22 protein-coding genes and 1 tRNA gene are annotated in these 24,582 nt (G+C 61.5%); 15 read left to right on the top strand and 8 right to left on the bottom strand.

Annotation, left to right across the window (positions count from 1 at the left end):
• Positions 1–22 precede the first annotated feature (22 nt).
• On the bottom strand, positions 23–1,837 hold the full coding sequence (leuA, locus tag QP363_RS11650) for a 2-isopropylmalate synthase (protein WP_284764649.1): 1,815 nt from the start codon (positions 1,835–1,837) through the stop codon (positions 23–25).
• A gap of 271 nt (positions 1,838–2,108) precedes the next feature.
• Between leuA and QP363_RS11645 the strand changes: the two genes are divergently transcribed.
• A complete protein-coding gene (locus QP363_RS11645; protein WP_284764654.1) occupies positions 2,109–3,311 on the top strand; it encodes a mannosyltransferase family protein in 1,203 nt (400 codons plus the stop codon).
• Here the strand turns inward: QP363_RS11645 and QP363_RS11640 are convergent.
• Positions 3,308–4,180 (bottom strand): DMT family transporter, encoded by an 873-nt coding sequence (locus tag QP363_RS11640; RefSeq protein WP_284764648.1) that lies wholly within the window; start codon positions 4,178–4,180, stop codon positions 3,308–3,310. The genes QP363_RS11645 and QP363_RS11640 overlap by 4 nt on opposite strands.
• Positions 4,181–4,326: 146 nt before the next feature.
• Here QP363_RS11640 and QP363_RS11635 point away from each other — a divergent pair, with 146 nt between their 5' ends.
• On the top strand, positions 4,327–5,592 hold the full coding sequence (locus tag QP363_RS11635) for an aspartate kinase (protein WP_070444232.1): 1,266 nt from the start codon (positions 4,327–4,329) through the stop codon (positions 5,590–5,592).
• 19 nt (positions 5,593–5,611) lie between these two features.
• The gene (locus QP363_RS11630) at positions 5,612–6,649 is read left to right on the top strand and encodes an aspartate-semialdehyde dehydrogenase (RefSeq protein ID WP_070444230.1); all 1,038 of its coding nucleotides are present in this window, start codon (positions 5,612–5,614) and stop codon (positions 6,647–6,649) included.
• A 99-nt stretch (positions 6,650–6,748) separates the two neighbouring features.
• Here the strand turns inward: QP363_RS11630 and QP363_RS11625 are convergent, their stop codons facing one another.
• The gene (locus QP363_RS11625) at positions 6,749–8,071 is read right to left on the bottom strand and encodes a hypothetical protein (RefSeq protein ID WP_284764647.1); all 1,323 of its coding nucleotides are present in this window, start codon (positions 8,069–8,071) and stop codon (positions 6,749–6,751) included.
• Positions 8,072–8,348: 277 nt separating this feature from the next.
• Positions 8,349–8,897: an RNA polymerase sigma factor gene (locus QP363_RS11620; protein ID WP_070444226.1), complete on the bottom strand. Its 549-nt coding sequence runs from the start codon at positions 8,895–8,897 to the stop codon at positions 8,349–8,351.
• A gap of 173 nt (positions 8,898–9,070) precedes the next feature.
• On the opposite strand from QP363_RS11620, the gene QP363_RS11615 reads away from it, so the two are divergent.
• From QP363_RS11615 to QP363_RS11605, 3 genes are all read left to right on the top strand, one after another.
• Positions 9,071–10,627: a catalase gene (locus tag QP363_RS11615; RefSeq protein ID WP_070717014.1), complete on the top strand. Its 1,557-nt coding sequence runs from the start codon at positions 9,071–9,073 to the stop codon at positions 10,625–10,627.
• Between the two features lie 129 nt (positions 10,628–10,756).
• Positions 10,757–12,208, top strand: coding sequence for a hypothetical protein (locus tag QP363_RS11610; RefSeq protein ID WP_070717011.1), 1,452 nt, complete (start codon positions 10,757–10,759; stop codon positions 12,206–12,208).
• A gap of 262 nt (positions 12,209–12,470) precedes the next feature.
• Complete coding sequence (locus tag QP363_RS11605; RefSeq protein WP_284764646.1) at positions 12,471–13,973, top strand: hypothetical protein; 1,503 nt, start codon at positions 12,471–12,473, stop codon at positions 13,971–13,973.
• A 78-nt stretch (positions 13,974–14,051) separates the two neighbouring features.
• Here the strand turns inward: QP363_RS11605 and QP363_RS11600 are convergent.
• A tRNA-Pro gene (locus QP363_RS11600) sits at positions 14,052–14,128 on the bottom strand.
• A gap of 81 nt (positions 14,129–14,209) precedes the next feature.
• Positions 14,210–15,115, bottom strand: a complete 906-nt coding sequence (locus QP363_RS11595) for a metallophosphoesterase (RefSeq protein ID WP_201828790.1) — start codon at positions 15,113–15,115, stop codon at positions 14,210–14,212.
• A gap of 42 nt (positions 15,116–15,157) precedes the next feature.
• Here QP363_RS11595 and QP363_RS11590 point away from each other — a divergent pair, with 42 nt between their 5' ends.
• Positions 15,158–15,622, top strand: a complete 465-nt coding sequence (locus tag QP363_RS11590) for a GatB/YqeY domain-containing protein (protein WP_010189970.1) — start codon at positions 15,158–15,160, stop codon at positions 15,620–15,622.
• Between the two features lie 95 nt (positions 15,623–15,717).
• On the opposite strand, the gene QP363_RS11585 is transcribed toward QP363_RS11590, so the two are convergent.
• A complete protein-coding gene (locus QP363_RS11585; RefSeq protein WP_246823954.1) occupies positions 15,718–18,162 on the bottom strand; it encodes a transglycosylase domain-containing protein in 2,445 nt (814 codons plus the stop codon).
• 214 nt (positions 18,163–18,376) lie between these two features.
• Here QP363_RS11585 and QP363_RS11580 point away from each other — a divergent pair, with 214 nt between their 5' ends.
• The 4 genes from QP363_RS11580 to QP363_RS11565 are packed head-to-tail and all read left to right on the top strand — an operon-like array spanning position 18,377 to position 20,140.
• A complete protein-coding gene (locus QP363_RS11580; RefSeq protein ID WP_070444216.1) occupies positions 18,377–18,676 on the top strand; it encodes a WhiB family transcriptional regulator in 300 nt (99 codons plus the stop codon).
• A gap of 13 nt (positions 18,677–18,689) precedes the next feature.
• Entirely contained in the window at positions 18,690–18,851 is a 162-nt protein-coding gene (locus tag QP363_RS11575; protein WP_010189965.1) for a DUF4177 domain-containing protein, read from the top strand.
• On the top strand, positions 18,851–19,309 hold the full coding sequence (locus QP363_RS11570) for a RidA family protein (RefSeq protein WP_010189964.1): 459 nt from the start codon (positions 18,851–18,853) through the stop codon (positions 19,307–19,309). The genes QP363_RS11575 and QP363_RS11570 overlap by 1 nt, the downstream gene beginning before the upstream one ends.
• An 18-nt stretch (positions 19,310–19,327) precedes the next feature.
• On the top strand, positions 19,328–20,140 hold the full coding sequence (locus tag QP363_RS11565) for an MBL fold metallo-hydrolase (protein WP_070645401.1): 813 nt from the start codon (positions 19,328–19,330) through the stop codon (positions 20,138–20,140).
• A gap of 97 nt (positions 20,141–20,237) precedes the next feature.
• Here the strand turns inward: QP363_RS11565 and glxR are convergent, their stop codons facing one another.
• On the bottom strand, positions 20,238–20,921 hold the full coding sequence (gene glxR, locus QP363_RS11560; RefSeq protein WP_010189962.1) for a CRP-like cAMP-activated global transcriptional regulator GlxR: 684 nt from the start codon (positions 20,919–20,921) through the stop codon (positions 20,238–20,240).
• Between the two features lie 291 nt (positions 20,922–21,212).
• On the opposite strand from glxR, the gene nth reads away from it, so the two are divergent.
• Genes nth through QP363_RS11540 form a run of 4 tightly spaced genes read left to right on the top strand, consistent with a single transcriptional unit; the run spans position 21,213 to position 24,350 of the window.
• Complete coding sequence (nth, locus tag QP363_RS11555; RefSeq protein WP_246823953.1) at positions 21,213–21,872, top strand: endonuclease III; 660 nt, start codon at positions 21,213–21,215, stop codon at positions 21,870–21,872.
• 9 nt (positions 21,873–21,881) lie between these two features.
• The gene (locus QP363_RS11550; RefSeq protein ID WP_070444213.1) at positions 21,882–22,451 is read left to right on the top strand and encodes a TlpA disulfide reductase family protein; all 570 of its coding nucleotides are present in this window, start codon (positions 21,882–21,884) and stop codon (positions 22,449–22,451) included.
• Positions 22,448–23,125 carry a CoA pyrophosphatase gene (locus QP363_RS11545; protein ID WP_070645397.1) on the top strand — a complete coding sequence of 226 codons (678 nt, stop codon included), beginning with the start codon at positions 22,448–22,450 and terminating at the stop codon, positions 23,123–23,125. Before QP363_RS11550 ends, QP363_RS11545 begins: the two co-directional genes overlap by 4 nt.
• Before the next feature lie 37 nt (positions 23,126–23,162).
• On the top strand, positions 23,163–24,350 hold the full coding sequence (locus tag QP363_RS11540; protein WP_070645395.1) for a MarP family serine protease: 1,188 nt from the start codon (positions 23,163–23,165) through the stop codon (positions 24,348–24,350).
• Positions 24,351–24,582: the final 232 nt, after the last annotated feature.

Here is a 24,582-nt window from a genome sequence, read left to right as displayed (position 1 = left end):
TGGTCGGCGGATGTGGTCAGCGTTAGTCCGCGCGGTTGACGGCAGAGGTAATCGCGTTGATGGACGCGCGCGTCGTGGAGCCGGCGATGCCGGCACCCCAAACCTGGGCGCCGTTGACTTCGGCGGCAATGTAGCAGGCCGCCTCCGCATCGTCACCGGAGGTGCGAGACTGCTGGGAGTAGTCGATGACCTCAAAATCAATTCCGACATCCTCTAGGGCATTAGCGTATGCGGCGATAGGGCCGTTGCCGATGCCTGAGACGATGCGCTTTTCACCGTTGAAGACGATGGTTGCGGTTACCTTGGCATCCTCATCCTCCGTGGTGGAGTTGTCCACCTGGAAGGAGACCAGCTCCAGCGGGGAAGTGCGCTCCAGGAATTCGTTGGCAAAGATGTCCCACATGTTCTTGGAGTTGACCTCGCCGCCCTCGGCGTCGGTCACTGCTTGGACGACAGAGGAGAATTCCGCCTGCATGGCGCGCGGCATGTTGATGCCGTGATCGGTTTTCATGATGTAAGCAACGCCGCCCTTGCCGGACTGCGAGTTGACGCGAATGACCGCCTGGTAATCGCGGCCGACATCCTTCGGGTCGATGGGCAGGTAAGGGACCTCCCAGGTGGTTTCCTGCAGCTCTTCCCACGAGACCTCGGTGTTGTTCGCGCCCGGACGCACCTCTTGTGCCAGGGCGTCCAGTCCCTTGTTGATGGCATCCTGGTGTGAGCCGGAGAAGGCCGTAAACACCAGCTCGCCGCCGTAGGGGTGGCGCTCCGGTACGCGCAGCTGGTTGCAGTATTCCACGGTTTCGCGGATCTTCGGCAGATCGGAGAAGTCGATCTGCGGATCCACTCCCTGGGTCAGCATGTTCAGTCCCAGGGTGACGATGTCCACGTTGCCGGTGCGCTCACCATTGCCGAACAGACAGCCCTCGATGCGGTCTGCACCGGCCATGTAGCCCAGCTCAGCGGCGGCGATGCCTTCGCCACGGTCGTTGTGGGGGTGCAGGGACATGATGATGGAATCACGTCGAGCAAAGTTGCGGTGCATCCACTCGATCTGGTCGGCGTAAACGTTCGGGCTGATCATCTCAACGGTGGAAGGCAGGTTGATGATCATGGGGTTTTCTGGAGTTGCCTCCATGATGTCGACAACGGCATCGCAGACCTCAACAGCAAAGTCCAGTTCGGTTCCTGTGAAGGATTCCGGCGAGTATTCCCAGCGCCAGTTGGTGTCCGGGTAATCCTTGGCAATGCTCTTGATGAGCTCCGCAGCGTCCGTTGCCAGCTTCTTAATGGCCGGGCGGTCCTTGCGGAAGACCACGCGGCGTTGCAGCTTCGAGGTGGAGTTGTAGAAGTGCACGATGACGTTCTTTGCGCCTTGGCATGCCTCGAAAGTGCGGCGGATCAGGTGCTCGCGGGCCTGTACCAGGACCTGAATGGTGACGTCTTCCGGAATCTTGTTGCCCTCGATAATCTCGCGCACGAAGTCGAAATCCGTCTGAGAGGCGGAAGGAAAGCCCACCTCGATTTCCTTGTAGCCCATCGTGACCAGCAGGTCGAACATGCGGTGCTTGCGCTCGGGGCTCATCGGGTCAATGAGGGCCTGGTTGCCGTCGCGCAGGTCCACCGCGCACCACTGCGGAGCCACGGTGATTTTCTTATCCGGCCACGTGCGGTCAGGCAGGCTAACCGGCTCGACCTCTTCGGCGAAGCTCTGGTAGCGGTGAACTGGCATCGAGGAACCGCGCTGTTTGTTCCAGGCAGGTTGGTTGTCATTGCGCGGGCCGGCTGGGGTGGTGATTTCGCGGGGAGCGGAGATGAAAGAATCGTTGGGGGACATAGTGTTGGTCTCTTCCTTATGTGAGGCGTGTGTTTCGCTGTGTCGCTGTGATGAGCAACTGTGGAGCGAATCGTGGGGAACGGCCAGCTTCGGTGTGTGTTGGCATCACCACGCTCCGCGACGGGGCGCTGGCCGTAAAGCTACAAACCTAAATCCCGCCGCGGCTACTAAGGAGAAGAGTGTGCCGCAAAGTCATGTGAGCCACAATACAACGCTTCTCATTGTGTGGCAACTGATTTCACATATTGGGATGTGGTGCGGTGTGGATAGGATGTGTGGCGTGCACGAAGAAAACTCCACAAAGACGAGACCGGAACCTCGGGCGGATACCGCAGTAGAAGGCGCCTTATCAGCTGCTTCCTCCCCGGCAGGTGCGCAGGGGAGGCTAGCGCTTCTGTCGGTTGCTGTGCTGGTCGCGGTTGTCGGCACCGCAGTGCGTATCACTGTTCTCGGCGTCATTGCCGCCGTTAATGAACAGGAAATGTGGGATCGGCTCACAGCCTGGGATTCCAAGTACTACCTGGAAATCGCACGCGCGGGGTATTTCGACGCCGACATCAACACGGATGGCCCGGTCCATGAAATCACTATGGCTTTCTTTCCGGGCTTTCCCATGCTGCTGCGGGTGCTGGGCTGGACTGGAATCAGTCTGGAGATAGCCGCGCTCATTGTTAACACCGTGCTTACTGCAGTCATGGCCGCCGGAGTCATTGTTTTGGCGCGGCGCGTGGGTGCGCAGCGTCGTGGGCAATGTGCAGCGGCCCTCGTGGTGAGCAGCGCACCGATGTCTATCGTATTTTCGATGCCCTATACCGAGGCCCTTTTCGGTGCCCTCGTGGTGTGGGGGCTTATAGCCTTAGATGATCACGCCTGGTGGCGTGCAGCGGCATTCGGCTTCGCCTTATCCTTCGTTCGGTTGACCTCCGTCGACTTCCTCGCCGTCTTTGCTCTGTGGGTGCTCATTTATGGGCGGCGCTCCTGGCAGGCGTGGCTTGGTGTCGTCGTCGCAGCGCTCCCGCTACCGGCATATCTACTGTGGACGCAGCGTTATTTGGCAGATGCTGGTGGCTACTTCGGGATTCAAACTGAGCATTGGAATTCCACCTTTGATGGCGGTGTGGCAACCGTGCAGTTCGTGTGGGAAACCCTGACTGAGAACAACGACGTGGGCTACCTGCTCACCACCCTGGTGATCGTGGGCGTTCCTGTGCTGCTGGTGGCAGCATGGGGGAGGGTTACCCCGGTGGCCTGGTGGTTTAGTGCTGCGCTTTGCGCGAATGTGCTGCTTTCCGACGGCATCATGCACTCGCGCCCGCGTCTCCTCCTGCCCGCCATTATCTTGATCCTGCCGTGGGTTGTGCGCGCGGCTAGTGCCCTGCGGCCGCGCGTGCTGTGGGCTGCCTGTGGTGCATGGGTCCTGTGGTCAGCGTGGTTCTCCGCGTATATGCTGGTGGTCTTTGAGTGGGCGATCTAGCGCGGGCTTTGCTCCGCGCGCTGAGTGCTTCCCGGGTTGACCGGAACGCGCGATAAGACGATCGTCGCCGCGATCATGATGATGAGTGAAGCGCCCATCACGCACCACCCCGCAACGCTCTCGACCTGAAATTTTTCACCCAGGACCCAGTAGCCTAAGCCGAAAGCCACGATGGGCTCCATGATGGTCATGGCGGGAAGGGAGTGCGCCAAGGCACCGGCGTGGAAGGAATACTGCTGGATGACCGTGCCGGCAGCCGCTAGTCCGATGAGTGCGTATAGCTCCCAGCTGGCTAGCAATGTTGCGATGCCTTGGTGGGAGAGGACGTCAACCACCGCTTTTGCTACGAGCGCCACGTAGCCGTAGAGGATGCCGCAGGCGGCGCCGAGTGCCAGCGCGGATTCCTCCGGCCGGTTATGGGCCGCCACGAAGAGCGCGGTGAGTGTCAGCGCGCCGAGGGCGAAGGCGGGCCACCATTGGGACCAGGTGGGCGTCGTCAAGCCTGCGGTGGGGCGCCCGTAGACCACCATGATGCTCACCGCGATGGTCAGCGTCAGGCACCAGAAGACCTCCCGCGGCGGCATCGGCCGGCGGGAATACCATGCAGCAAGCGGCAGCGTGAACATGAGGGATAGGACAAGGATGGGCTGCACGATGAGCAGTGTGCCGAAATGGAGCGCGATGAGCTGCAAGGCATAGGCGACAACGGCGGCACCGGTGCCAACCCACCATAGGGGCGTGCGAATTGCAGTGCGCATGACGCTGCGGGAGCTGGCGTCCAACACGATGCGGTGGCGTATGACAGTTCCCCAGGCCACGACTAGTGCCGAGGCCAGTGCGAACGCAATGGCGACCAGGTTTGAAAACACTGTTTCTACCCTACCTGGAATTAATACCCAGTACGTGTTTCGATGGTAGCCAAAGGGCGGTAGGCTAAAGGAGTTGACTGCCGGTCTATAGGTATTGGGCGGTGAACAGATATTGGCCCTCACAAACAGGAAAGGTGGGACCATCAGTGGCCCTAGTCGTACAGAAATACGGGGGATCCTCCCTCGAAAGCGCAGAGCGCATTCGCGCGGTGGCGGAGCGCATTGTGGCGACGAAGAAACAGGGCAACGACGTGGTTGTCGTGTGCTCCGCCATGGGGGATACCACCGATGAACTCCTAGACCTTGCCGCCCAGGTCAATCCCGTCCCGCCGCAGCGCGAGATGGACATGTTGCTGACCGCTGGCGAACGCATCTCCAACGCGCTCGTTGCCATGGCGGTGGAGTCCTTGGGCGCGCAGGCTCAATCCTTCACCGGCTCCCAGGCCGGCGTGCTCACCACCGAGCGCCACGGAAACGCCCGCATTGTTGACGTCACCCCGGGCCGCCTTACCGAAGCGCTGGAAGAAGGCAAGATCTGCATCGTTGCGGGTTTCCAGGGCGTCAATAAGGAATCGCGTGATGTCACCACCCTCGGCCGCGGCGGTTCAGATACCACCGCGGTGGCGCTGGCGGCAGCACTTAAGGCCGATGTGTGTGAGATTTACTCCGATGTCGACGGCGTCTACACCGCCGACCCTCGCATCGTCCATAACGCCAAGAAACTCGACCAGCTTTCCTTTGAAGAGATGTTGGAGCTGGCGGCCGTCGGCTCCAAGATTCTGGTCCTGCGCAGCGTCGAGTACGCTCGCGCGTTCAACGTTCCCCTTCGAGTTCGCTCGTCTTATTCAACCGACCCCGGCACGCTGATTGCCGGATCAATGGAGGATATCCCCGTGGAAGAAGCAGTACTTACCGGTATCGCCACCGACCGTTCCGAGGCCAAGGTCACCGTTTTGGGCATTCCGGACCGCCCCGGCGAGGCAGCCAAGGTCTTCCGCACCATCGCGGACGCTGAGATCAACATCGACATGGTGCTGCAAAACGTCTCCTCCCTGGAGTCCGGCACCACCGACATCACCTTCACCTGCCCGCGCTCCGATGGCCCGAAGGCAATGGAGATCCTGGCCAAGCTCAAGGAGGAGGGCCACTGGGCCAACGTGCTGTACGACGACCAGGTGGGCAAGGTCTCCCTCGTCGGCGCAGGCATGAAGTCCCACCCGGGTGTCACCGCCGACTTCACGGAAGCGTTGCGTGATGCTGGGGTCAACATGGAGCTCATTTCCACCTCCGAGATTCGCATCTCCGTGCTGACCCGCGAGGCCGATCTCGATAAGGCAGCCATTGCTTTGCATGAGAAGTTCCAGCTGGGTGGCGAGGAAGAGGCCACCGTTTATGCTGGTACCGGACGCTAAAGTTTAAGGAGTTAAGGTCATGACCACTGTTGCAGTTGTAGGCGCCACCGGCCAGGTCGGCCGCGTGATGCGCACCCTCTTGGAGGAGCGCAACTTCCCGGCCGATACGGTTCGCTTCTTTGCCTCCGCGCGTTCGGCGGGCCAGGAGCTCACCTTCCGCGAGGAGAAGATTGTCGTGGAAGATTTGGCGGAGCAGACCGTTGAAAGCCTTGCTGGGATTGACGTCGCTGTGTTTTCCGCCGGCGGCGCTACCTCGAAGGAGTATGCCCCTCTCTTCGCCGAGGCCGGTGCCATCGTGGTGGATAACTCCTCTGCGTGGCGCAAGGACCCGGATGTTCCGCTCATCGTCTCGGAAGTGAACCCGCAGGAAAAGGGCAACACCCCGAAGGGCATTATCGCGAACCCGAACTGCACGACCATGGCGATCATGCCGGTCACGAAGGCGCTTCACGACGCCGCCGGTCTCACCACCATGCGCGTCGCCTCCTACCAGGCCGTTTCCGGTTCCGGCTTGGCAGGCGTGGAAACCCTGGTTAAGCAGGTAGCGTCCATCGGTGACCGCAGCGTGGAGCTCGTCCACGATGGCTCGGCGCTCGAGGTCTCCGAGGAGGATCTGGGCCCCTACGTCGCCCCGATTGCGTATAACGCGCTGCCGCTGGCTGGCAACCTCGTCGATGATGGCACGGAAGAAACTGACGAGGAGCAGAAGCTGCGCAACGAGTCCCGCAAGATCCTGGGCATCCCGGAGCTGAAGGTCTCTGGCACCTGCGTGCGCATCCCGGTATTCACCGGTCACACCATGGTGGTGCACGCGGAGTTCGAGAAGCCGATTACCCCGGAGCAGGCCCGCGAGGTGCTGTCCTCTGCGCCGGGCGTCAAGGTCGTCGATGTGCCGACCCCGCTGGCGGCAGCAGGCATCGACCTTTCCCTGGTTGGGCGCATCCGCCAAGACCAGACGGTGGAAGATAACAAGGGTCTCATCTTCGTTGTTTCCGGCGATAACCTGCGCAAGGGCGCCGCGCTCAACACCATTCAGATTGCGGAGCTGCTAGTTTAAAGGCAAAGCTGCAGCGAGTTTTAGAACCCGCATAAATAAGAAAAGTCCGCCCCAGATATCACTCTGGGAGCGGACTTTTCTTCTGTCAGCGGGGAAACGCTAGTCCTTCGGGACCTCGGGCTTGGTGTGCTCCACAAAGGTCACGGATGGATCCGGGTCCTCGCGGTCGTATTCAATCTCATCGTCAGCTTCGAGTTCTTCATGGATCTCATCGGCGACGGTGGAGACAAACTCTTCAGTTTCCATGTTGGAGGCCGCTGCCAGCTTGCGCAGCTCGCGCTCGTTCTTCTTGGTGAAGTGCTCGCGCGGGTCCAGGCGGCGCTTGACCAGGGTGCGGGCGCGCACGCGGCGGTCAGACTCAGAGGTGATCTTGTCACGCTGGGTAATCCACGTGATGACCATGACGGCAATCATGAGCAGGCCGATCCAGCCCAGAATCGGGTAGACACTGGAGACCAGTTGCTTGAAGCCGATGAAAGAGAGGATGAAGCCGACGACACAGGCGCCTGCGTAGACGGGGTAGAAGAGCTTCGGCTTCTTGCGGGTCAGGCGCTTGCCCATGGCGTAGAACATGCCGATGGCGGTGTTGAAGACCATGCCATAGATGATGAAGGTCATGAAGTAAGCCAGGGCCGGGTTCACGTTATGGATTAGCGAGAGCACCGGCAGGTCCTGCTTGTGCACATCCGGCGCCACCATGTAGAGGGAAACCACGAGGAGGGCAAGCAGAAGCAGGTAGAAGAAGCCACCGATGAGGCCGCCGACACCGACGGCGCGGTTATCCAGGATGTTGCCGCCGATGACGATGGACATCGAGACCGCGCACATGACGTTGAGACCGGTGTAGTTTAGTGCGGCCAGCCACCAGTTGTTGAGGGGACTTTCCACGTGGGTGACGGCATAATCGTTGGCGCTCGACCAGTCGACGTCGGTCACGATGATGGTGTAACCGGTGGCCAGAACCACGAAGATGATGATGAAGGGCGTAATCGCGCCGATAACAGAACTGACTTTATCCACGTCAAGGAGACCCACCAGCAGGACGAGCACGAGCATCACGGCCCCACCCACCCAGATGGGCACGCCGTCGAACTGCTGGCTGATGGTCGAGCCACCACCGGCGAACATGACGAAGCCGATGGAGAACAGGGTGGCTAGGGTGCCCCAGTCCAGCACCCGGGAGACGATGGGGCCACTAATCTTGTCGTAGACGGCTGTGTGCTCGTCGGCCTGAAAATAGGAACCGAGCTGCAAAATGGCTACACCAGTAATGATCATGAGGGCGGCTGCAAGGAGTACGCCCCATAGGCCCATGTTTCCGAAAGCCACGAAGTACTGGATTGCTTCCTGGCCGGAGGCAAAACCGGCGCCGACGACGACACCAATGAAGGCCATGGAAATGGCCGCTGCGCGTTTCCACATAAAGTAAAGAGGTCTCTCAATCTCACACGCGCCGGGGGATGCCATCACTACCCAAGGTGTGGTGCGGGCAAATGGGAAAGCCTCGCGGGCCCGGTTCGACTATCGATTTATCACGTGTGCCTCGAAAAATATTAAGTGTGTTCGATAGGTATTTTCCAGCTGGGACCGCGGTTTCTTCCAGGATGGGCGGTGACGGGGGCGCGAGAATTTGCCGTTTGGTGCATGTAGGTGCAGGTTCTATGACCGGCCAAGCCGATTTGTAACGGCTCGATAACGATTAGCCGCGTTGGTCGATTAAGTCCTTGCGAGCGCGGGCCACGCGGGAGCGGATAGTGCCCACGCGGACCCCGGCGATCTTCGCGGCCTCCTCGTAGGTATAGCCCAGAACTTGGGTCAGGATGAGGGCTTCGCGGCGGTCTTCTGGGAGGGCGTCGATAAGTGCGCGGGCGTCGATCCACTCGCTCCACGTTCCGGCGTTTTCGGGAGTCGCAGCAAGGGCGGCGGCATCCTCGTACTCGGTGCTGGACTTGCGTGGGCGGGCCATGTCGTGGCGGATGTTGTCTACCCATACGCGGCGAGCAAGCGAAAGCAGCCATGTGCGCGCTGAGGAACGGGCGGCGAAGCGGGGGAGTGCGCCGATGACGCGCAGATATGTCTCTTGGGTGAGATCGTCTGCGATGTCGGGGCCGCCGAGGTGGGCGAGTAAGCGCCAGACATCATCCTGGGTGGACTTGATGAACTCCGTGAGGGCTGCGCGATCGCCGCGGCCTGCCTTGAGGGCGAGGTCGGTGACGCGCGCATCGTCGCGCTCGGAGTGTCGTTTCACCTCCCATAACTTACCAGTCGGGGAGGTGGGATTTGGACACCTCGGTGTTAAGGCTATGACCTCTGGCAACCTTAAAAACTGTTGCGCAGGTCATTTTTTATGGGTAGTCTATGAAAGGTCCGTGATTGATAATGTAAAGCAAATTATCAACCGATCTAGGAGGCATTAACCCCATGACTAACGCTTCGAATGAGTCCGCGGCAGACAAGGTTCTAGACAAGGGGCAGCGCGCCCCGGGCGGCCCGAACACTACCCGCCCGTCCGGTCAGCCGGTTGCTACTGAGAACACCAGCATCACCGTTGGCCAGAACGGCCCGGTAGTGCTCAATGACATCCACCTGATTGAGAAGCTGGCGCACTTCAACCGCGAGCGCGTGCCGGAGCGCACCCCGCACGCTAAGGGCCACGGCGCTTTTGGTGAGCTGCATGTTACCGAGGATGTCTCCGCCTACACCAAGGCAAAGCTCTTCCAGAAGGGCACCGTGACCCCGATGATGGGCCGTTTCTCTACCGTTGCCGGCGAGCAGGGCTCCCCGGATACCTGGCGTGACGTCCACGGCTTCGCGCTGCGCTTCTACACTGAGGACGGCAACTACGACATCGTGGGCAACAACACCCCGGTCTTCTTCATTCGTGATGGCATCAAGTTCCCCGACTTCATCCACTCCCAGAAGCGTCTGGGCGCCAACGGCCTGCGCGATGCTGACATGCAGTGGGATTTCTGGACCCGCAACCCGGAGACCACCCACCAGGTGACCTACCTCATGGGTGACCGCGGTACCCCGAAGACCACCCGCCACCAGAACGGCTACGGCTCCCACACCTTCCAGTGGGTCAACGAGTCCGGCGATGCCTTCTGGGTGAAGTACCACTTCAAGACTCGCCAGGGTGTGGAGAACTTCACCGACGCCGAAGCCACGGAGATCGCTGGTAAGAACGCGGACTACCACCGCGAGGACCTCTACAACGCCATCGAGGAAGGCAACTTCCCGGTCTGGGACGTCAAGGTTCAGATCATGCCGGTGGCGGAGGCTGAGGAGTACCGCTTCAACCCCTTCGACCTCACCAAGACCTGGTCCAAGAAGGATTACCCGCTGGTAGATGTCGGATACTTCGTGCTCAACCGCAACCCGCGCAACTTCTTCGCGCAGATTGAGCAGGTTGCCCTGGATCCGTCTAACATCGTCCCGGGCATTGGCCTGTCCCCGGATAAGATGCTGCAGGCACGCGTCTTTGCATACTCCGACCAGCAGCGCTACCGCATTGGACCGAACTACAAGCAGCTGCCGGTGAACCAGCCGCTCAACCAGGTCAACACCTATGAGCATGAGGGGCCGATGCAGTACCTGTTCAACGCTCCGGAGGATCCGGTCTACTCCCCGAACCGTCACGCCAAGGGCGGCGGCTACCTCGACGGTGATGAGAACCTGCGCTTCAAGGAGCAGGAGACCACCACCGCGCCGGACCTCTACGTAAACCCGGACCCGGCAGGTATCGACCTGGTTCGCGCGCCCTACGTCCATCACGCTGAAGACAATGACACCATACAGGCCACCGACCTGTACGAGAACGTCTACGACGATGGTGCCAAGGAGCGTCTGGCAGACAACATCACCAATGCCATGGCAGGCGTGTCCCCGGAGACCGAGGAGCGCGTTTACGCTTACTGGGATGCTGTCTCCCCGCAGCTGGGCAAGCGCGTGCGCGAGCTTTTCGCTGAAAAGGAGTAATACCACCTCAGTGAGTTAATCTCGTGGCTTCAAAAGCCCCGCCGGTCTAGTTCATTAAAGCTAGTTCCTGGCGGGGCTTTTCCGCGCGCCTGACCGCTTTTGCGCAGCGTGAACGATAGTTTCTTTTACATGACCTCACGCCTAGCCAGCCCTGCAGATGCCAACCGGAAAATTGGCGCCCGCGCTCTTATCCTCACCCTCGTGCTCATCCTGCCGCTCATCATCGGCGCGGCCGTCGCCGCCGTATCCGAATGGCAACCAGCCGAGACCTGGTCCCAGGAACAGGCGGGTGCGCCCAGCGATGGCACCATCGATCCGGCTGAGCTTTACGACGTCGCCCGAGCCCTCTCCGAAGCCAATGCCCAGGCCGGCTTCCTGGCTAATGGCGCGCAGCAGCTTGCCGATGGCACCGGCGAGCTGCAGGATGGCGCCGGTGAGCTCGGCGGCGGAGTAGACAAGCTGGCTGGCGGCTCGCAAGAGCTTTATGACGGGCTTGTGCAGCTGCAGTCCGGCACCGCGCAGCTGGGCAACGGTGCTACTGAGCTGGCTGACGGCGTCGGCGGAGCCGTCGACCAAGTCATCGGTCTCGGGGTGGTTCGCGGACAGATCCTGCAGGCAATCGACGGCACCCTCAAAGACCTGGAAGGGAATAACTCGGCGGAGGCAAAGAACATCCGCGCGCAGCTCGGTGATCTGCGCAGCCAAGTGGAGAACTTCCAATTTGATCAGTCCATTCAGGACCAACTGACGCAGTTGAAGGATGGCTCGCGCGAGCTTTCCAACCAGTTGTCCGTGAGCGGCTATGCCTATCACGATGGTGTCTACCAAGCCACGGAGGGCGCACAACAGCTCAATGCTGGCATTGGCGAGCTCAATGCCAAGGTCGATGAGGCTCTTAAGGGCGTGGACAAGCTTGTGGAAGGAGCAGAAAAGGTCGACGGCATGGCCAAGCAGAATCAGACCAAGGTGCAGGGAGCGCAGCGTGCGATGCCGACCGTCGCCGGGCCCGCTGAGGCCGGTGCCGAGCCCGCTCAGCTGCTGAGCCCCATCGTCGCTATGCTCCTTGCGGCTATTGCGGTTCTGGGCGGGGGCGTTATTGGTGCTCTGCTCACGCGCGTCGACCGCCGTATCCTCGTGCTGCTCGGCGGAGCGGTGCTCATCGGTGTTGTCGTGGGCCTGCTCGTGGCTCTTTTGGCTACCGGCGTGACCGCGGCCGCGGTGGCCTGGGCGGGGCTTGCGGCGGCGGGGGCTGGGGTGGCGTCGGCAAGCATGGTGTTCGCGCTGGTGCGCTGGCTTGGTGCGGGCGGCTGGTTCCTGGGAAGTGTGCTTGCTGTCGCACAGGTCGGCGTCGTGGGATGGGCGTGGAAGGCGGCGTCGACCGGCACCGATCTCAACGCCGCGATGAGCGCGCTCGTGCACCTCTTCCCCATGCAATGGGCAACCTCCGCCATTACCGTGGCGGGCAATGGTGGGCAGTCCCCGCAGCTGTGGACAGCCCTGGCTATTTTGGGGGTGATCGCGGTCGCGGCCTTCGTGCTCGTAGGCGCACCCGCCGGGCGGGAAGGCAAAGAAAAGGCCTAGTTCACAGGTCTGCGGACGGCACATCGCATAAGTGTCAAGATACGTTACGTGCATTTCCAGATTTTGCTACCGCTGTGAATGAAAAGAGTGCTAGAGTGAGAGGCGCTCACAAAGCCTACTTAGGGGGTAGGCAAACGGTTTCTCCAATCCGTTGTGAGTGATAGGGAATAGGGGCGACGCGGCTGCTGTAGGGGCACCGCGTCGTTTCCAATTGTGGGGGTAAAGTTGGCGGAAACGACCGCTCCGGAATTGGAGGCTCACCGTGACCGACTCCCGCGATATCAAACCTTTTGCTGCCAGCCGCGGCCCCAAAATAACCTCCGTTGGCGCGATTATTGGTACGGCCCTGGTGGGCGGGTTGCTGCTTGGGGGAATCGGTGTGGGTACGAGCTTGGCGGTCTTCGATGAGCCGGAGCGCTCCGATTTTCTCATGCAGCCCGCGCAGCGTGAGGTGCAGGCCGACATCATGGACCCAGACGATGTGCTTTCCCCGGAGGAAGAAGAGCGCATGCTCGGCGATGTCTCCCGGATCGCCGCCCCCGACGTGGTCCAGGGGCTGCACTACATGGTCTTTGCCAAGAACAAAGAAAACGTCAACGACTCCGTGGAGGCGTACCTGCGCGATCATCACCCGGAGCTCATTGGCAAGGACAAGTTTGCCGATGGTCAGGTCTTCGTCGGCGTAGGCCTTGACCCGCGACAGGCCTTCATCTTCGCGGGTGAGGACGTGGCCGATCGGATGAAGCTGCGCAAGGGTGACAGCCATTTGGAGCAGTCCATCGAAGCCATTAAGCCGGGCGTGCGGGATGACAACATTCCCGCTGGTCTTTTTGCAGGCGCGGCGGCAGCGATCGATGTGGACCGTGCTGCGGATACCCAGTATGAGAGCGCGAAAAATGGGCGCATTGGGGCGGCCATTGGCCTGGGGGCGGCGGGACTGAGCGTTGGTGGCGCGGGCGCGGGCATCGTCGGCGGTGCTCGTCGCAGCCGGCAGAAGAAGGCGCAGCAGGCGCGCGAGGATTGGGACTACGTGTCGCAGACCTATACCGATGTGGCGCAGCGCCTGAGGGAGATCGATATCCGGGCGCACTCGCTGCAATCGGGGCTGGTAGATGAGCGCCTACGTGAGGACTGGGAGGGTCTGCGCGATGACTTCCTCGCTATCGACTCCCAAGTAGGCTCGCTGATGTCGATACCGGCTGACGCGCCGGATGACCAGTTCCGCTCGCATGCCGAACCCATCGCTCACGCGCGCGAACTGTGTGAGCGCGTGGAAACCGCCGAAGTCAACATTGAAAAGCTGCACCGAATCGAAGACGCTGATGTCGATGCCCGCCGCTTCGAGCTCTACGAGTTGGGCAAAGACCTGGCCCAGGCAGGATACTTGGCTGCGGATATCGACTCGGCGCTTGAGCGTCACACCAAGGAGCTGGAGGACGCCGCCGTGGCCTTGTCCAAGGAGCCAAACCACCCGCAGTTCATGGAGCGCTACTTGGAGCTCTTGGACCGCTCGGCGTTGCTCTCGGAGCACCTGCAGGCGCAGCTGCAGAAGCGCAACGAGGCCGATGAGCGGCCGGAGCGCACGCGTATCTATGACTCCAATTTCTTCGCCGGTTCCGGCTACCACGGCTACGTGCCCTTCTACGTTGTGAGCACCTGGGACAGCGATGCCACCACCGCCCGCGAAAGCTCCTCCAGCAGCGGTGGCGTCAATAGTGGCTTTAGCTCGGGCTTTTCCGGTTCCGGTGGTTCTTCGAGTTTCTAGGCGGGGCAGGCGGCTCTGCCCGTCGGCACCTGCTGCTCGGTGAAAACACAAAAGAACCCGCAGTTTCCTGCGGGTTTGTGGTCGGGATAACAGGATTTGAACCTGCGACCTCTTCGTCCCGAACGAAGCGCGCTACCAAGCTGCGCCATATCCCGGTGTCTCGCTCTAAGCGGTACCGGATTACTGTAACGCACCCCAGCCTGAAAGGACAAAACGGCAGCGTGGAGGGGGTATCCCTAGGCGGCCTTTTCGGTGATGTGCAGGAGAGTGGCCGACGGGCGGCAGAACACGCGGAAGGGAACGAACTTCGAGGTGCCCAGTCCGTTGGAGACGTGCATGTACATCTCTCCGAAACGGTGCAGGCCCTCCGCGCGAACGCGGTCGATGCCACAATTGGTCACGATGGAGCGCGAGCCCGCTACCTTGAAAGGCAGGCAGAGCTGGCCGCCGTGCGTGTGCCCGGACAGGGACAGCTGGTAGCCGTCGGCGGCGAATTTCTCTAGGACGCGGGGTTCCGGGGAATGCAGTAGTGCCAGGGAAAGGTCGGCGTCCTCGTTCGGCGCACCGGCAATCTCTGAGTAGTCATCCAAGTCGTGGTGTGGGTCATCCACGCCGGCGGCAGCGAGGCGGACGTCGCCGACCTTGAACTCTACGCGGGCCTGGTTGGCGTCGTGCCAGCCGTGCTCGAGGAAGGCCGCGCGCATGCCCTTCCAGGGCAGGTTCACGTAGGAAGGTTCGTTCTTCTTTCCGACCAGGTAGTTGAAGGGATTCGGGATGCGCGGCGCCCAGTAGTCGTTGGTACCAAAACAGAACATGCCCGGGCGGCTCAGCAACGGGCCCAGGGCGCGGAGTACCTCGGGGACGGCGCGCTCGTCGGAGAGATTGTCACCGGTGTTGATCACCAAGTGCGGGTCAAGGGCATCAAGCCCCGAGACCCACTCGATTTTGGCGCGTTGGCCCGGAATCATGTGGAGGTCGGACACGTGCAGGATACGAAACTCGGACTCCTCGCGCAGCGTACCGGGCTCCAGTAGCGGCAGGGTGTACTCCTTGAGCTCGAACTTGGTGAGCTCTGAATGCGCCCATGCGGCAGTGCCCAGACCAGCGGCGGCGAGTCCGCCAAGGACAGGGTAAATCTTCACTCTCACCACACTACCTGGGCCGGCAGGCGTAGATTGAAGGGCATGAGTGAGTTGAAAGAAACTATCCGTGCTGACCTCAAGACCTCGATGAAGGCCAAGGACAAGGCCCGTACGAGCGCCATCCGTTCTCTGCTGTCTGCCATCCAGGCGGAGGAAACGACTGGTTCTCGCCATGAGATTACCGATGAGGACATCCTCAAGGTCATCGCCCGCGAGATTAAAAAGCGCCGCGAATCCGCAGAGGTCTACGCAGAAAATGGCCGCCCGGAGCTGGCGGAGGAAGAGCTTGCCGACGTCCCCTTCTTCGAGGCCTACCAACCAGAGCAGCTTGACGACGACTCCCTGAACACCCTCGTCGCTGAATCTATCGCCGAGGTTGAGAAGGATTCCGGCGAGCCGGTGACCATCAAGCAGATGGGCAACGTCATGAAGGTGGCCACCGCTAAGGCCGCCGGCCGCGCCGACGGCAAGCGCCTGTCTACCGCAGTGAAGGCCGCCCTTAACTAGAGCCCGCCTTCTCGCGCGCTAGTGTTCCCGCCCTAGCGCGCCCGCTCTAGTCCGTTCTACGCTTTAGCTCGATATTCACGCTTTAGCGCTCGGCACTAGAGCCCGAAGAAGCTCCGCACGTCATTCGTGAAGCGGTCGACGTCTTCTTGGCTGAATAGCGGCTCAGACTGCGAGGGCTGGCCGCCACCAGTGCCGGCGCCGTCACCGCTTGGGGCAGGGGGTGCGCCGTAGGTGGAGTCCCAAGCTGCTTGGTCCGAGTTCGCGGAAGAGGAGTCGCTTGCGGAGCCGTCGGAAAGCTGGAGCGTGACCTCCGAACCCTTCTTTGCGCCGGATGGGCCGGTGATGACGCGAACCACTTTGCCGTAGCCCACACCGGGGGCGGGAACCTCGGTGGTTTTCACTACGAAGCCGGCCTTCTCCAGAGCGGACCGGGCTTGGCTTTCGGACTTGCCCTTCAGGCCGTCGATAAGCGGCGATACCGTACCGGAGTCATAGGCGCGGTCATAGTCCGGCACCGTGCCCTTCTGTGCCGCGGGAACGCGCGCGGCCATCGTGTAGAAGGTTGCCGCCGGCTCCTTGCCGCCAAAGAGGTTGCCGCTGGCGCACTGTCGCACGGGGCCGGTGCACAGCGGGCTCGTGGTGGTCCCGTCATTGTAGATATACGGTGCGGCAGCGACGGCCGAGTTGAAGCCCAAGAAAGCCGAGGACTGGTTGGACTCCGTGGTACCGGTCTTGGCGGCGGCCTGACCGCTGAAGCCGGCAGCGCGTGCCGAGTCGGCAGCGGTGCCCTTTTCGGTATCGGCCGTCATGTTGTTTTCCAGGGCCTTGGCTACTTCCTTGCCCACTGCGCGCTCGCACGGCGTGTGTTTGAGGTAGACCTCGTTGCCGTGGGAGTCCGTGACTTCCTCGATGGGGTTCGGCTCGCACCACATGCCTTGCGAGGCCACCGTCGCACCCACATTGGACAGCTCCAGCGCGTTCACTGCTGTGGGGCCGAGTGTGAAGGAACCCAGGTTGGATTCCTTGATGTGGTTGGCGATGGAAGTCTCGCCGTCGTAGCTGCCGGGTTCCTCATAAGAACGCAGGCCGAGCTTGACGGCGATGTCGACCAAGCGCTCGACGCCCAGTTGCTCGGTGAGCTGGATGAAAGGGGTATTGGGGGAGTAGGCCAGCGTGTCCTGCATAGTCATCGTGGGGGCATAGCTGCCGGCGTTTTCCACGCAGTACTTGTTGGGCGGGCAGTTAGCAGCGCCGCCGTATCCTAGCCCTTCCGCCTCGTAGCGCTTAGGCACAGCCAGCTTGTCCTTAATGCCGTAGCCTGCCTCCAAGGCGGCCGCGGCAGTAAAGAGCTTGAACACCGAACCGGCACCGTTGCCCACTAGCGAATTCGGCTGGGGGAGGAGGGTTTCGTTGTTGTTGAGGTCGAGCCCGTAGGTGCGCGACGAGACCATGGCCAGCACCTTGCGGGTACTGGTGCCGGGCTGGATGACGTTCATGACCTCCGCCACGCCTTCCGCATCCGGGGCGGTATGGCTGCGCACCGCGTTGAGCGCCTGGTCCTGGACATCGGGGTCAAGCGTGGTCTTGATGGTCAGGCCACCGCGTGTCAGGTGCTCGCGGTCGATGCCTTTTTCGTCGAGGTATTCCAGCACGTAGTCGCAGAAGAAACCGCGATCGCCCGCGCCGATGCAGCCATTGGCCAGGGTATCGGGGCTATCCAATACACCCAGGGGTTCCTGGGCAAAGGAATCGGCGTCCTCCTGGGAGAGGGAGCCGGTGTCGGCCATGGCCTGGAGCACCATGTTGCGGCGTTCGATGACGCCTTCCTCATTGGTGTAAGGGTTGAGATACTCCGAGGACTGCACCATGCCGGCGAGCATCGCTGCCTGCGGCACCGTGAGGTTCTCGGCACTGGTACCAAAGTAGGTGCGGGCCGCAGCCTCAACGCCATAGGCGTGGTTACCAAAGGGCACGAGGTTGAGGTAATTAGCCAGAATCTCATCCTTGGACAGCTTGGCGTCGATATCCGTGGCCATGCGCATCTCGCGCAGCTTGCGGGCTACGGACTGTTCCGTCGCGGCCTGGCGTTCCTCGTCGGTCGTTGCATTGACCAAGAGGAGATAGTTCTTTACATACTGCTGGTCCAGCGTCGATGCACCCTGGGAGACGCCGCCTGCGGACAAATTGGTCCACAAAGCGCGCAGATTGCCCTGCAGATCGACACCTTCGTGCTCATAGAAACGGCGGTCCTCGATGGCCACGACCGCTTGCTTCATGGCATCCGAGATTTCATCCGGCTGCACCGGATGGCGGCGTTGCTCGTAGATATAGGCAAGGGTGTTGCCCTTGGCATCCAAGATGGTGCTCACGCCAGGGGCCTCGCCGTTGGTGAGATCCTGGATGTCCGATTGCATCGTGTCGTTCGTCCTGGCCACGGCAACGCCACTAACGCCGGCGACGGGGGCGATGGCCAGCGCGATGAGGACGCCGACCAGTGCTGTGGACAGGACGAGCTTTCCCAGGGATTTGATCACAGTCACCCTCCACACACTAGTGGTTCAGGTGCAGATCCGGGAGACCCCCCTAAAGTGTGACCTGTTAGACAGGGATACCGGTCTGTGAATAGACTTACCAATGGTACATAATATTCCGTCGAGTAGAGGGTTATTCACGATCTTCAGCTTCGACGGGGGTGAGCTTGGAAGGAGTTACCTAGCCGTGACAGTCAGTGTCAAAGGTGCAGGACGGTCCACAATGCTAAAGAATGCCTCGCTAACTTCTGAGCGTGGTGAGTGGGTTACCCAAGCTAAGTGCCGCAACGGTGACCCCGATGCACTGTTCGTGCGAGGTGCTGAGCAGCGAAAAGCTGCGGTGATTTGCCGCCACTGCCCGGTGCTCAATGAGTGCCGCGCGGATGCTCTGGATAACCGCGTGGAGTTTGGCGTGTGGGGCGGCCTTACGGAGCGCCAGCGCCGCGCGCTTCTGCGCAAGAACCCGCACATCACTAGCTGGGCTCACTACCTTGCTGAGGGTGGCGAACTCATCGGTATTTAGTAGCATTGATTCCATGACTAAATGGGAATATGCCACCGCGCCGGTTCTTACGCACGCGACGAAACAAATCCTCGATTCCTGGGGTGAGGACGGCTGGGAGCTCGTCACCATCACCCCGGGCATGAACCCGGAGAACGTTGTCGCCTATTTCAAGCGCCCTTTGGAGGAATCCTAATGGGTGCGCTTGCCCGCCTTGAAGAGCTCGGCGTCGAGCTGCCTTCCGTCGCTGTTCCTCTCGCGTCCTACATCCCGGCTACCCAAGTGGGTAACCAGGTCTGGACATCTGGCCAGCTGCCCGTTGTGGGCGGAGAATTGCCTGCCGCCGGCAAGGTCGGCGCAGAGGTAAGCCTCGACAAGGCGCAGGAATTGGCGCGCACGGCGGCGCTGAACGCATTGGCTGCAATCGATGGCCTCGTGGGGCTTGACCGCATTACCCGCGTGATAAAGGTAGTCGGTTTCGTAGCTTCGGATCCCTCTTTCACGGATCAGGCCGCAGTTATCAACGGTGCCTCGGATTTCCTCGGTGAGGTCTTCGGGGACGCTGGAATCCACGCGCGTTCTGCGGTGGGGGTAGCGGTCTTGCCGAAGGATTCCCCCGTTGAGATTGAAATCATCGTAGAAATCGCTGAGTAATCGGATAGGGTTAGAACCATGGAGCATCCTGCATATAGCCAACTGCGTCCCGTGAGCCAGTCCGTCGGTGTCGTGCTGTGTGATAACCCCAGCTACACCGCCTTGGAGGGCACCAATACGTGGATCATCCGCGCCGGAGAAGATTCCCGCGCCATTGTGGTCGATCCGGGCCCGGAGGATGAAGGTCACCTCAACGTTGTGACCGCGAAAGCGGGCGAGGTGGCGTTGATTCTTCTTACCCACCGCCACGATGATCACGCATCGGGCGCCCAGCGTCTGCGCCAGCTCACCGGCGCCCCCATCCGCTCTTTCGATCCGAATTACTGCAACGGAGGGGACGCGCTTGTCGACGGTGAAGTGATCACCGTCGACGGCATCACCCCTCAGCTTGAGGTGGTCCATACCCCGGGCCATACCGCAGATTCGACCTGCTTCTTCGTGTGGTCGGCGGAAGCGAAGAACTCCATGCTGGAGGGCATTCTGACCGGCGATACCATCGCAGGCCGCCACACCGTGCTGCTGTCTGAGACCGATGGTGATTTGGGCGCCTACCTGAAGACATTGGATCTTCTCGAAGAGCGTGGCAAGGATGTAGCGCTTTTCCCAGGGCACGGCCCGGACTTGGAGGACACCTCCGCGGTTGCCCGTAAGTACATTGACCGCCGTCACCACCGCCTGGACCAGATTAAGGAGGTCCGCGGGCGCCTTGGTGAGGATGTCGACGTCAAGACGCTCGTCGATGAGATGTATGACGACGTCGACCCGGTCCTTCGCCACGCCGCCGAGCAATCTACGCGCACTGCGCTGAAGTACCTCGCGGCTCAGAAGTAAAACACCGCATAGGAAAATCCCCCGAGAAATTCTCGGGGGATTTTGCATTGGGCCAAAGCCGCCCGGAGGCAGCATATGTAGGTTCGGCCTTGAAGACCTAGCGCGCGCGGCGGGCCAAGTGCTCGGTGTCAACGATGAGCACCGACTTGCCCTCCAAGCGGATCCACCCGCGGTGAGCGAAGGTGGCCAGCGCCTTGTTCACGGTCTCGCGGGAAGCTCCGACGAGCTGGGCGATCTCTTCCTGGGTGAGGTCGTGGTTCACGCGGAGCGCGCCACCCTCCTGTACACCGAAGCGGTTCGCCAGCTGCAGCAGGGTCTTAGCCACGCGGCCTGGAACGTCGGTGAAGATGAGGTCCGCCAGGTTGGCGTTGGTGCGGCGCAGGCGGCGGGCCAGCACGCGCAGCAGCTGCTGGGCAATCGCCGGGTGATCGGCTACCCACTGCTTGAGCATCTCAGAGTTCATCGTGGCGGCGGTAACCTCGGTGACGCACACGGCAGAAGAGGTGCGCGGGCCCGGATCGAAGATGGAGAGCTCGCCGAACATGTCGGACGGGCCCATCACGGTCAGCAGGTTCTCGCGGCCGTCCGGGGCGTGGCGGGCGAGCTTAATCTTGCCCGAGGTAATGATGTAGAGGCGGTCTCCCGGCTCACCTTCCTCAAAAATGGTGGTGCCGCGCGGGAAACGGACGGTTTCCATCTGCTCAATAAGGTTCTGTACTGCTACCGGATCGACGCCCTGGAAAATACCAGCGCGGGAGAGGATATCCTGTACGCCTTCCACTGTTACTCCTTAAAGCCTGCGCAGCCCGGAATACACTGGGACACAAGCTGGTTTGGTTTATGTTGACGCACCTAGACTCCAGTGCGCCACGAGGCACTGCACAACATCATACAGTGTAATTAGTCACTATTTCCACCAACGTGAAAAATAATCACACGCCGTGGTTAATCCTCGAAGGCCGTCGCTTCTAGCTTCTCCATGAGAATGGCAAAGAGCGCGAGGCACAGCGGCACGAAGAGGACGAGTGAAATCATGCTTCCCATTCTAACCGCCGTCACTAGAGTTACTTCTATGTCCCCTGACCTTTCCACACCGCATGACGACGATACCGAGGCAGCGCGCATTGTCCATATTCGTACAGCCCTCGCGGAGGAATATCCCGACGCCGACTGTGAGTTGGATTTCACCTCCCCGCTGGAGCTGCTCGTAGCGACGGTTCTCTCCGCGCAGTGCACGGATGCCCGTGTCAATCAGGTGACCCCGGAGCTTTTCGCTGCCTATCCCTCCGCACCGGATTACGCAGCCGCGGACCGCTCCGATCTCGAGCGCATTCTCCGCCCACTCGGCTTTCAGCGCGCGAAGGCCGGCCACTTGCTGGGCATCGGGGAGAAGCTTGTTGCGGATTTCGACGGGCAGGTGCCCCAAGGGATCGACGAGCTCACCTCCCTGCCAGGAGTTGGCCGCAAAACCGCACTGGTGGTGCGCGGAAATGCCTTTGGGCTACCGGGGATCACGGTGGACACCCACGTCACGCGCTTAAGCCAGCGGCTCGGTCTGACTGGGGCAAAGACGCCGCGGGCGATTGAGAGGGACGTCGCCAAGCGCGTGCCCGAAGAGGAGCAAACAGTGTTTTCACACCGTCTCATCCTCCACGGGCGGCGCGTGTGCACCGCCCGGAAGCCGAAGTGCGCGGCCTGCGTCCTTGCGCCATGGTGCCCGTCGCGGGGTTAAGGTGGAGCAATGAGCCAATATTCTCGGTGGCCTGGATACGTGAAGGCGAGCATCGTTGCCATTGTTGCGCTGGCAGCACTCGCATTCGTCGGCGTGGTGAATCTCCTTGAGGATGATGAGCCGGAAGTCCCTGTCCCCGAGGTACAGGAGCAAGAGGTAGCCAAGCGTCCCAAGTGCCCCGAAGGGCCGATCGCTGGTGTGGACCTTCCCTGCCTGGGCGCGGCCGGTACAGCGGCGGCCAAAGACGTCCAGATCGTCACGGTGTGGGCATGGTGGTGTGAACCGTGCCGCACGGAGCTGCCCTTCTTCGAAGACCTTGCGCGCTCGCACTCCACGTGGAATGTCGTCGGCGTGCATGCGGACGCCAACGCCGCCAACGGTGCGGCGCTTTTGAGCGATCTGCAGGTCGATATTCCCAGCTACCAGGACGAGGATGGGACCTTTGCTGGCGAGCTCGGGCTGCCGGGCGTCATCCCCATCACCCTCGTGGTGCGCGATGGCAAGGTGGAAGAGAAGTTTATTAAACCCTTTACCTCCGCCAAAGAATTGGAGGAGGCCGTCGAGGAGGTTCTTAAATGAGCCGACTGTTTCCTGCGCACGCCCCTGAGTGGCTGCACCCCGCGCTCGGGGTTGATGCCGGCAAGGTACAAGAGCACCTCATCCGTCACCTCCCGGCCGCTCGGCGCCGCCGCGAATCGGCAGTGTTGGTGCTGCTGAAGGGTACGAGTTTTGAGGATGGCGAGGTGCTGCTCACGCACCGTTCGCCCTCGATGCGCTCGCACTCCGGCCAGATTGCATTTCCTGGTGGGCGCAAGGATGAAGAGGACACTTCGCTTGTCGACGCCGCCCTGCGCGAAGCCGAAGAAGAAACCGGCCTCGACCGCTCCACCGTTACCCCTCTTGAACAGTGGGGCAAGCTAGATATCCCGGCGACCGGCAACACCGTGAGCCCTGTCTTGGCGTACTGGCATAAACCGGGCACCGTGTGGCCGGCGAGTCCGGAAGAAACCGACGACGTCTTTACCGTCCCGCTGCGGGAGCTGGTGGATCCTGCCAACCGCCTGATGGTGGGCTTTAGCCGGTGGAAGGGGCCGGCGTTTCGGACACGCGGATACCTGGTGTGGGGATTTACTGCGGGAGTGCTATCCGGGCTCATGGACCACGCGGGCTGGAGCGTGGAATGGGATAAGAATCTGGTTCATGATCTGCGTGACTCACTCGATCGCTCTTCGAATAATGAGAAGATAGGCTAGTTCTGCTCCTTTCAGCCCTTAAGAAAGTATCCCCTCTGTGTCCTTAGTCGTTGACGTTCTGATCGTGATTGCCGTGCTCCTCGCCGTGCGCGTGGGCTGGCGGCAGGGGGCTTTGGCAGCGGTCCTCGCGGCGGTGGGAATCATCGCGGGACTGGTGCTGGGAACCGTGCTGGCCCCGCTGGCGATGGGCCTGACTGACCAGGCGGCCGTGCGCTTCTTGCTGGCCGTCGGCGTGCTCATTTTGCTGGTGGGGCTGGGGCAGCTGGTGGGGACGTCGCTTGGCATGGCGCTGCGGGACCGCATGCGTACGCGGTCGGGGCAGCGCGTGGATTCGTCGATTGGCGCGGTGTTCCAAGCTGCGGCGGCCATCGTGGTGATTTGGTTGGTGTCCTTGCCCCTGGCCTCCAATTTGGGAGGCCAGCCGGGGCAGGCGCTGCGTGAATCGCGCGTGCTGAGCTCGCTGAATGCGGTGGCGCCTTCGCGCCTGGCGGCGTTGCCGAATGGCTTGGCTGCGCTCCTCAACGAGTCCGGGCTGCCGCCGTTGGTCTCGCCCTGGGAGCGTTCCGGCTCGGGCGTTGAGGTGGATGCGCCCGCGGTACATATTGGGGATCCTGAGCTCGCGGAACGCGTGCGGCCATCCGTTATCCACGTGCTGGGTGATGCCGAGGCGTGCTCGCGCCGCCTGATGGGCTCGGGCTTCGTTACGGAACCGGACTACGTCATCACGAACGCCCATGTTGTGGCGGGTACGGATAAGGTGCGTCTTGATACCGTGCTCGGGCTCAAGGAAGCGGATGTGGTTTACTACAACTCGGATGTGGACATTGCGGTGTTGCATAGCCCGGGCTTGGACCTAGAGCCGTTGCCGTGGGCGGAGCACGCGGCTGTGACGGGGGACGATGCCATCGTCTTGGGCTTCCCGCAGTCGGGTCCCTTTACTGCAGAACCGGCGCGCGTGCGCGACCGCCTTACCATCGCTGGGCCGGATATCTACTCCACGGGCCGCGTGGAGCGCGATGCCTACACGGTGCGCGGCAGCATCCGGCAGGGCAATTCCGGCGGCCCGATGATCACCCCGGAGGGCCAGGTGCTCGGCGTGGTGTTTGGTGCCTCTGTGGAGGATTCCGATACGGGCTATGCGCTCACTGCGGACGAGGTGCGCGGCCACGTGGGTGACGTCACGCAGCTTGTCGACGCCATCCCAACCGGCTCCTGCGTCGGCTAGTTCTCGCGTGCGCTTTTCTTCCCCTTGGTCGGCATTAACCCCACCTGTGAGACACTTTCTTCCCGCCCCCTTCTAAGCAGGAATTATGTTCCTCCGGTTGCGGGGTGGCTAGTGCTGTTTTAGTCTCTGTGCTCATGGGGGATATCGAAACCTATCTCCGCCTTCGCAACTCGGGGATTGCACTGGTGGAGCATGCACCTGGCACACCCGATGAGCTCCGCGCGCTCGGCGC

Origin of the sequence: Corynebacterium sp. UMB6689, from assembly GCF_030215295.1 — a bacterium.
GTDB lineage: Bacteria > Actinomycetota > Actinomycetes > Mycobacteriales > Mycobacteriaceae > Corynebacterium > Corynebacterium aurimucosum.
This window is presented reverse-complemented; position numbering and strand designations above follow the sequence as displayed.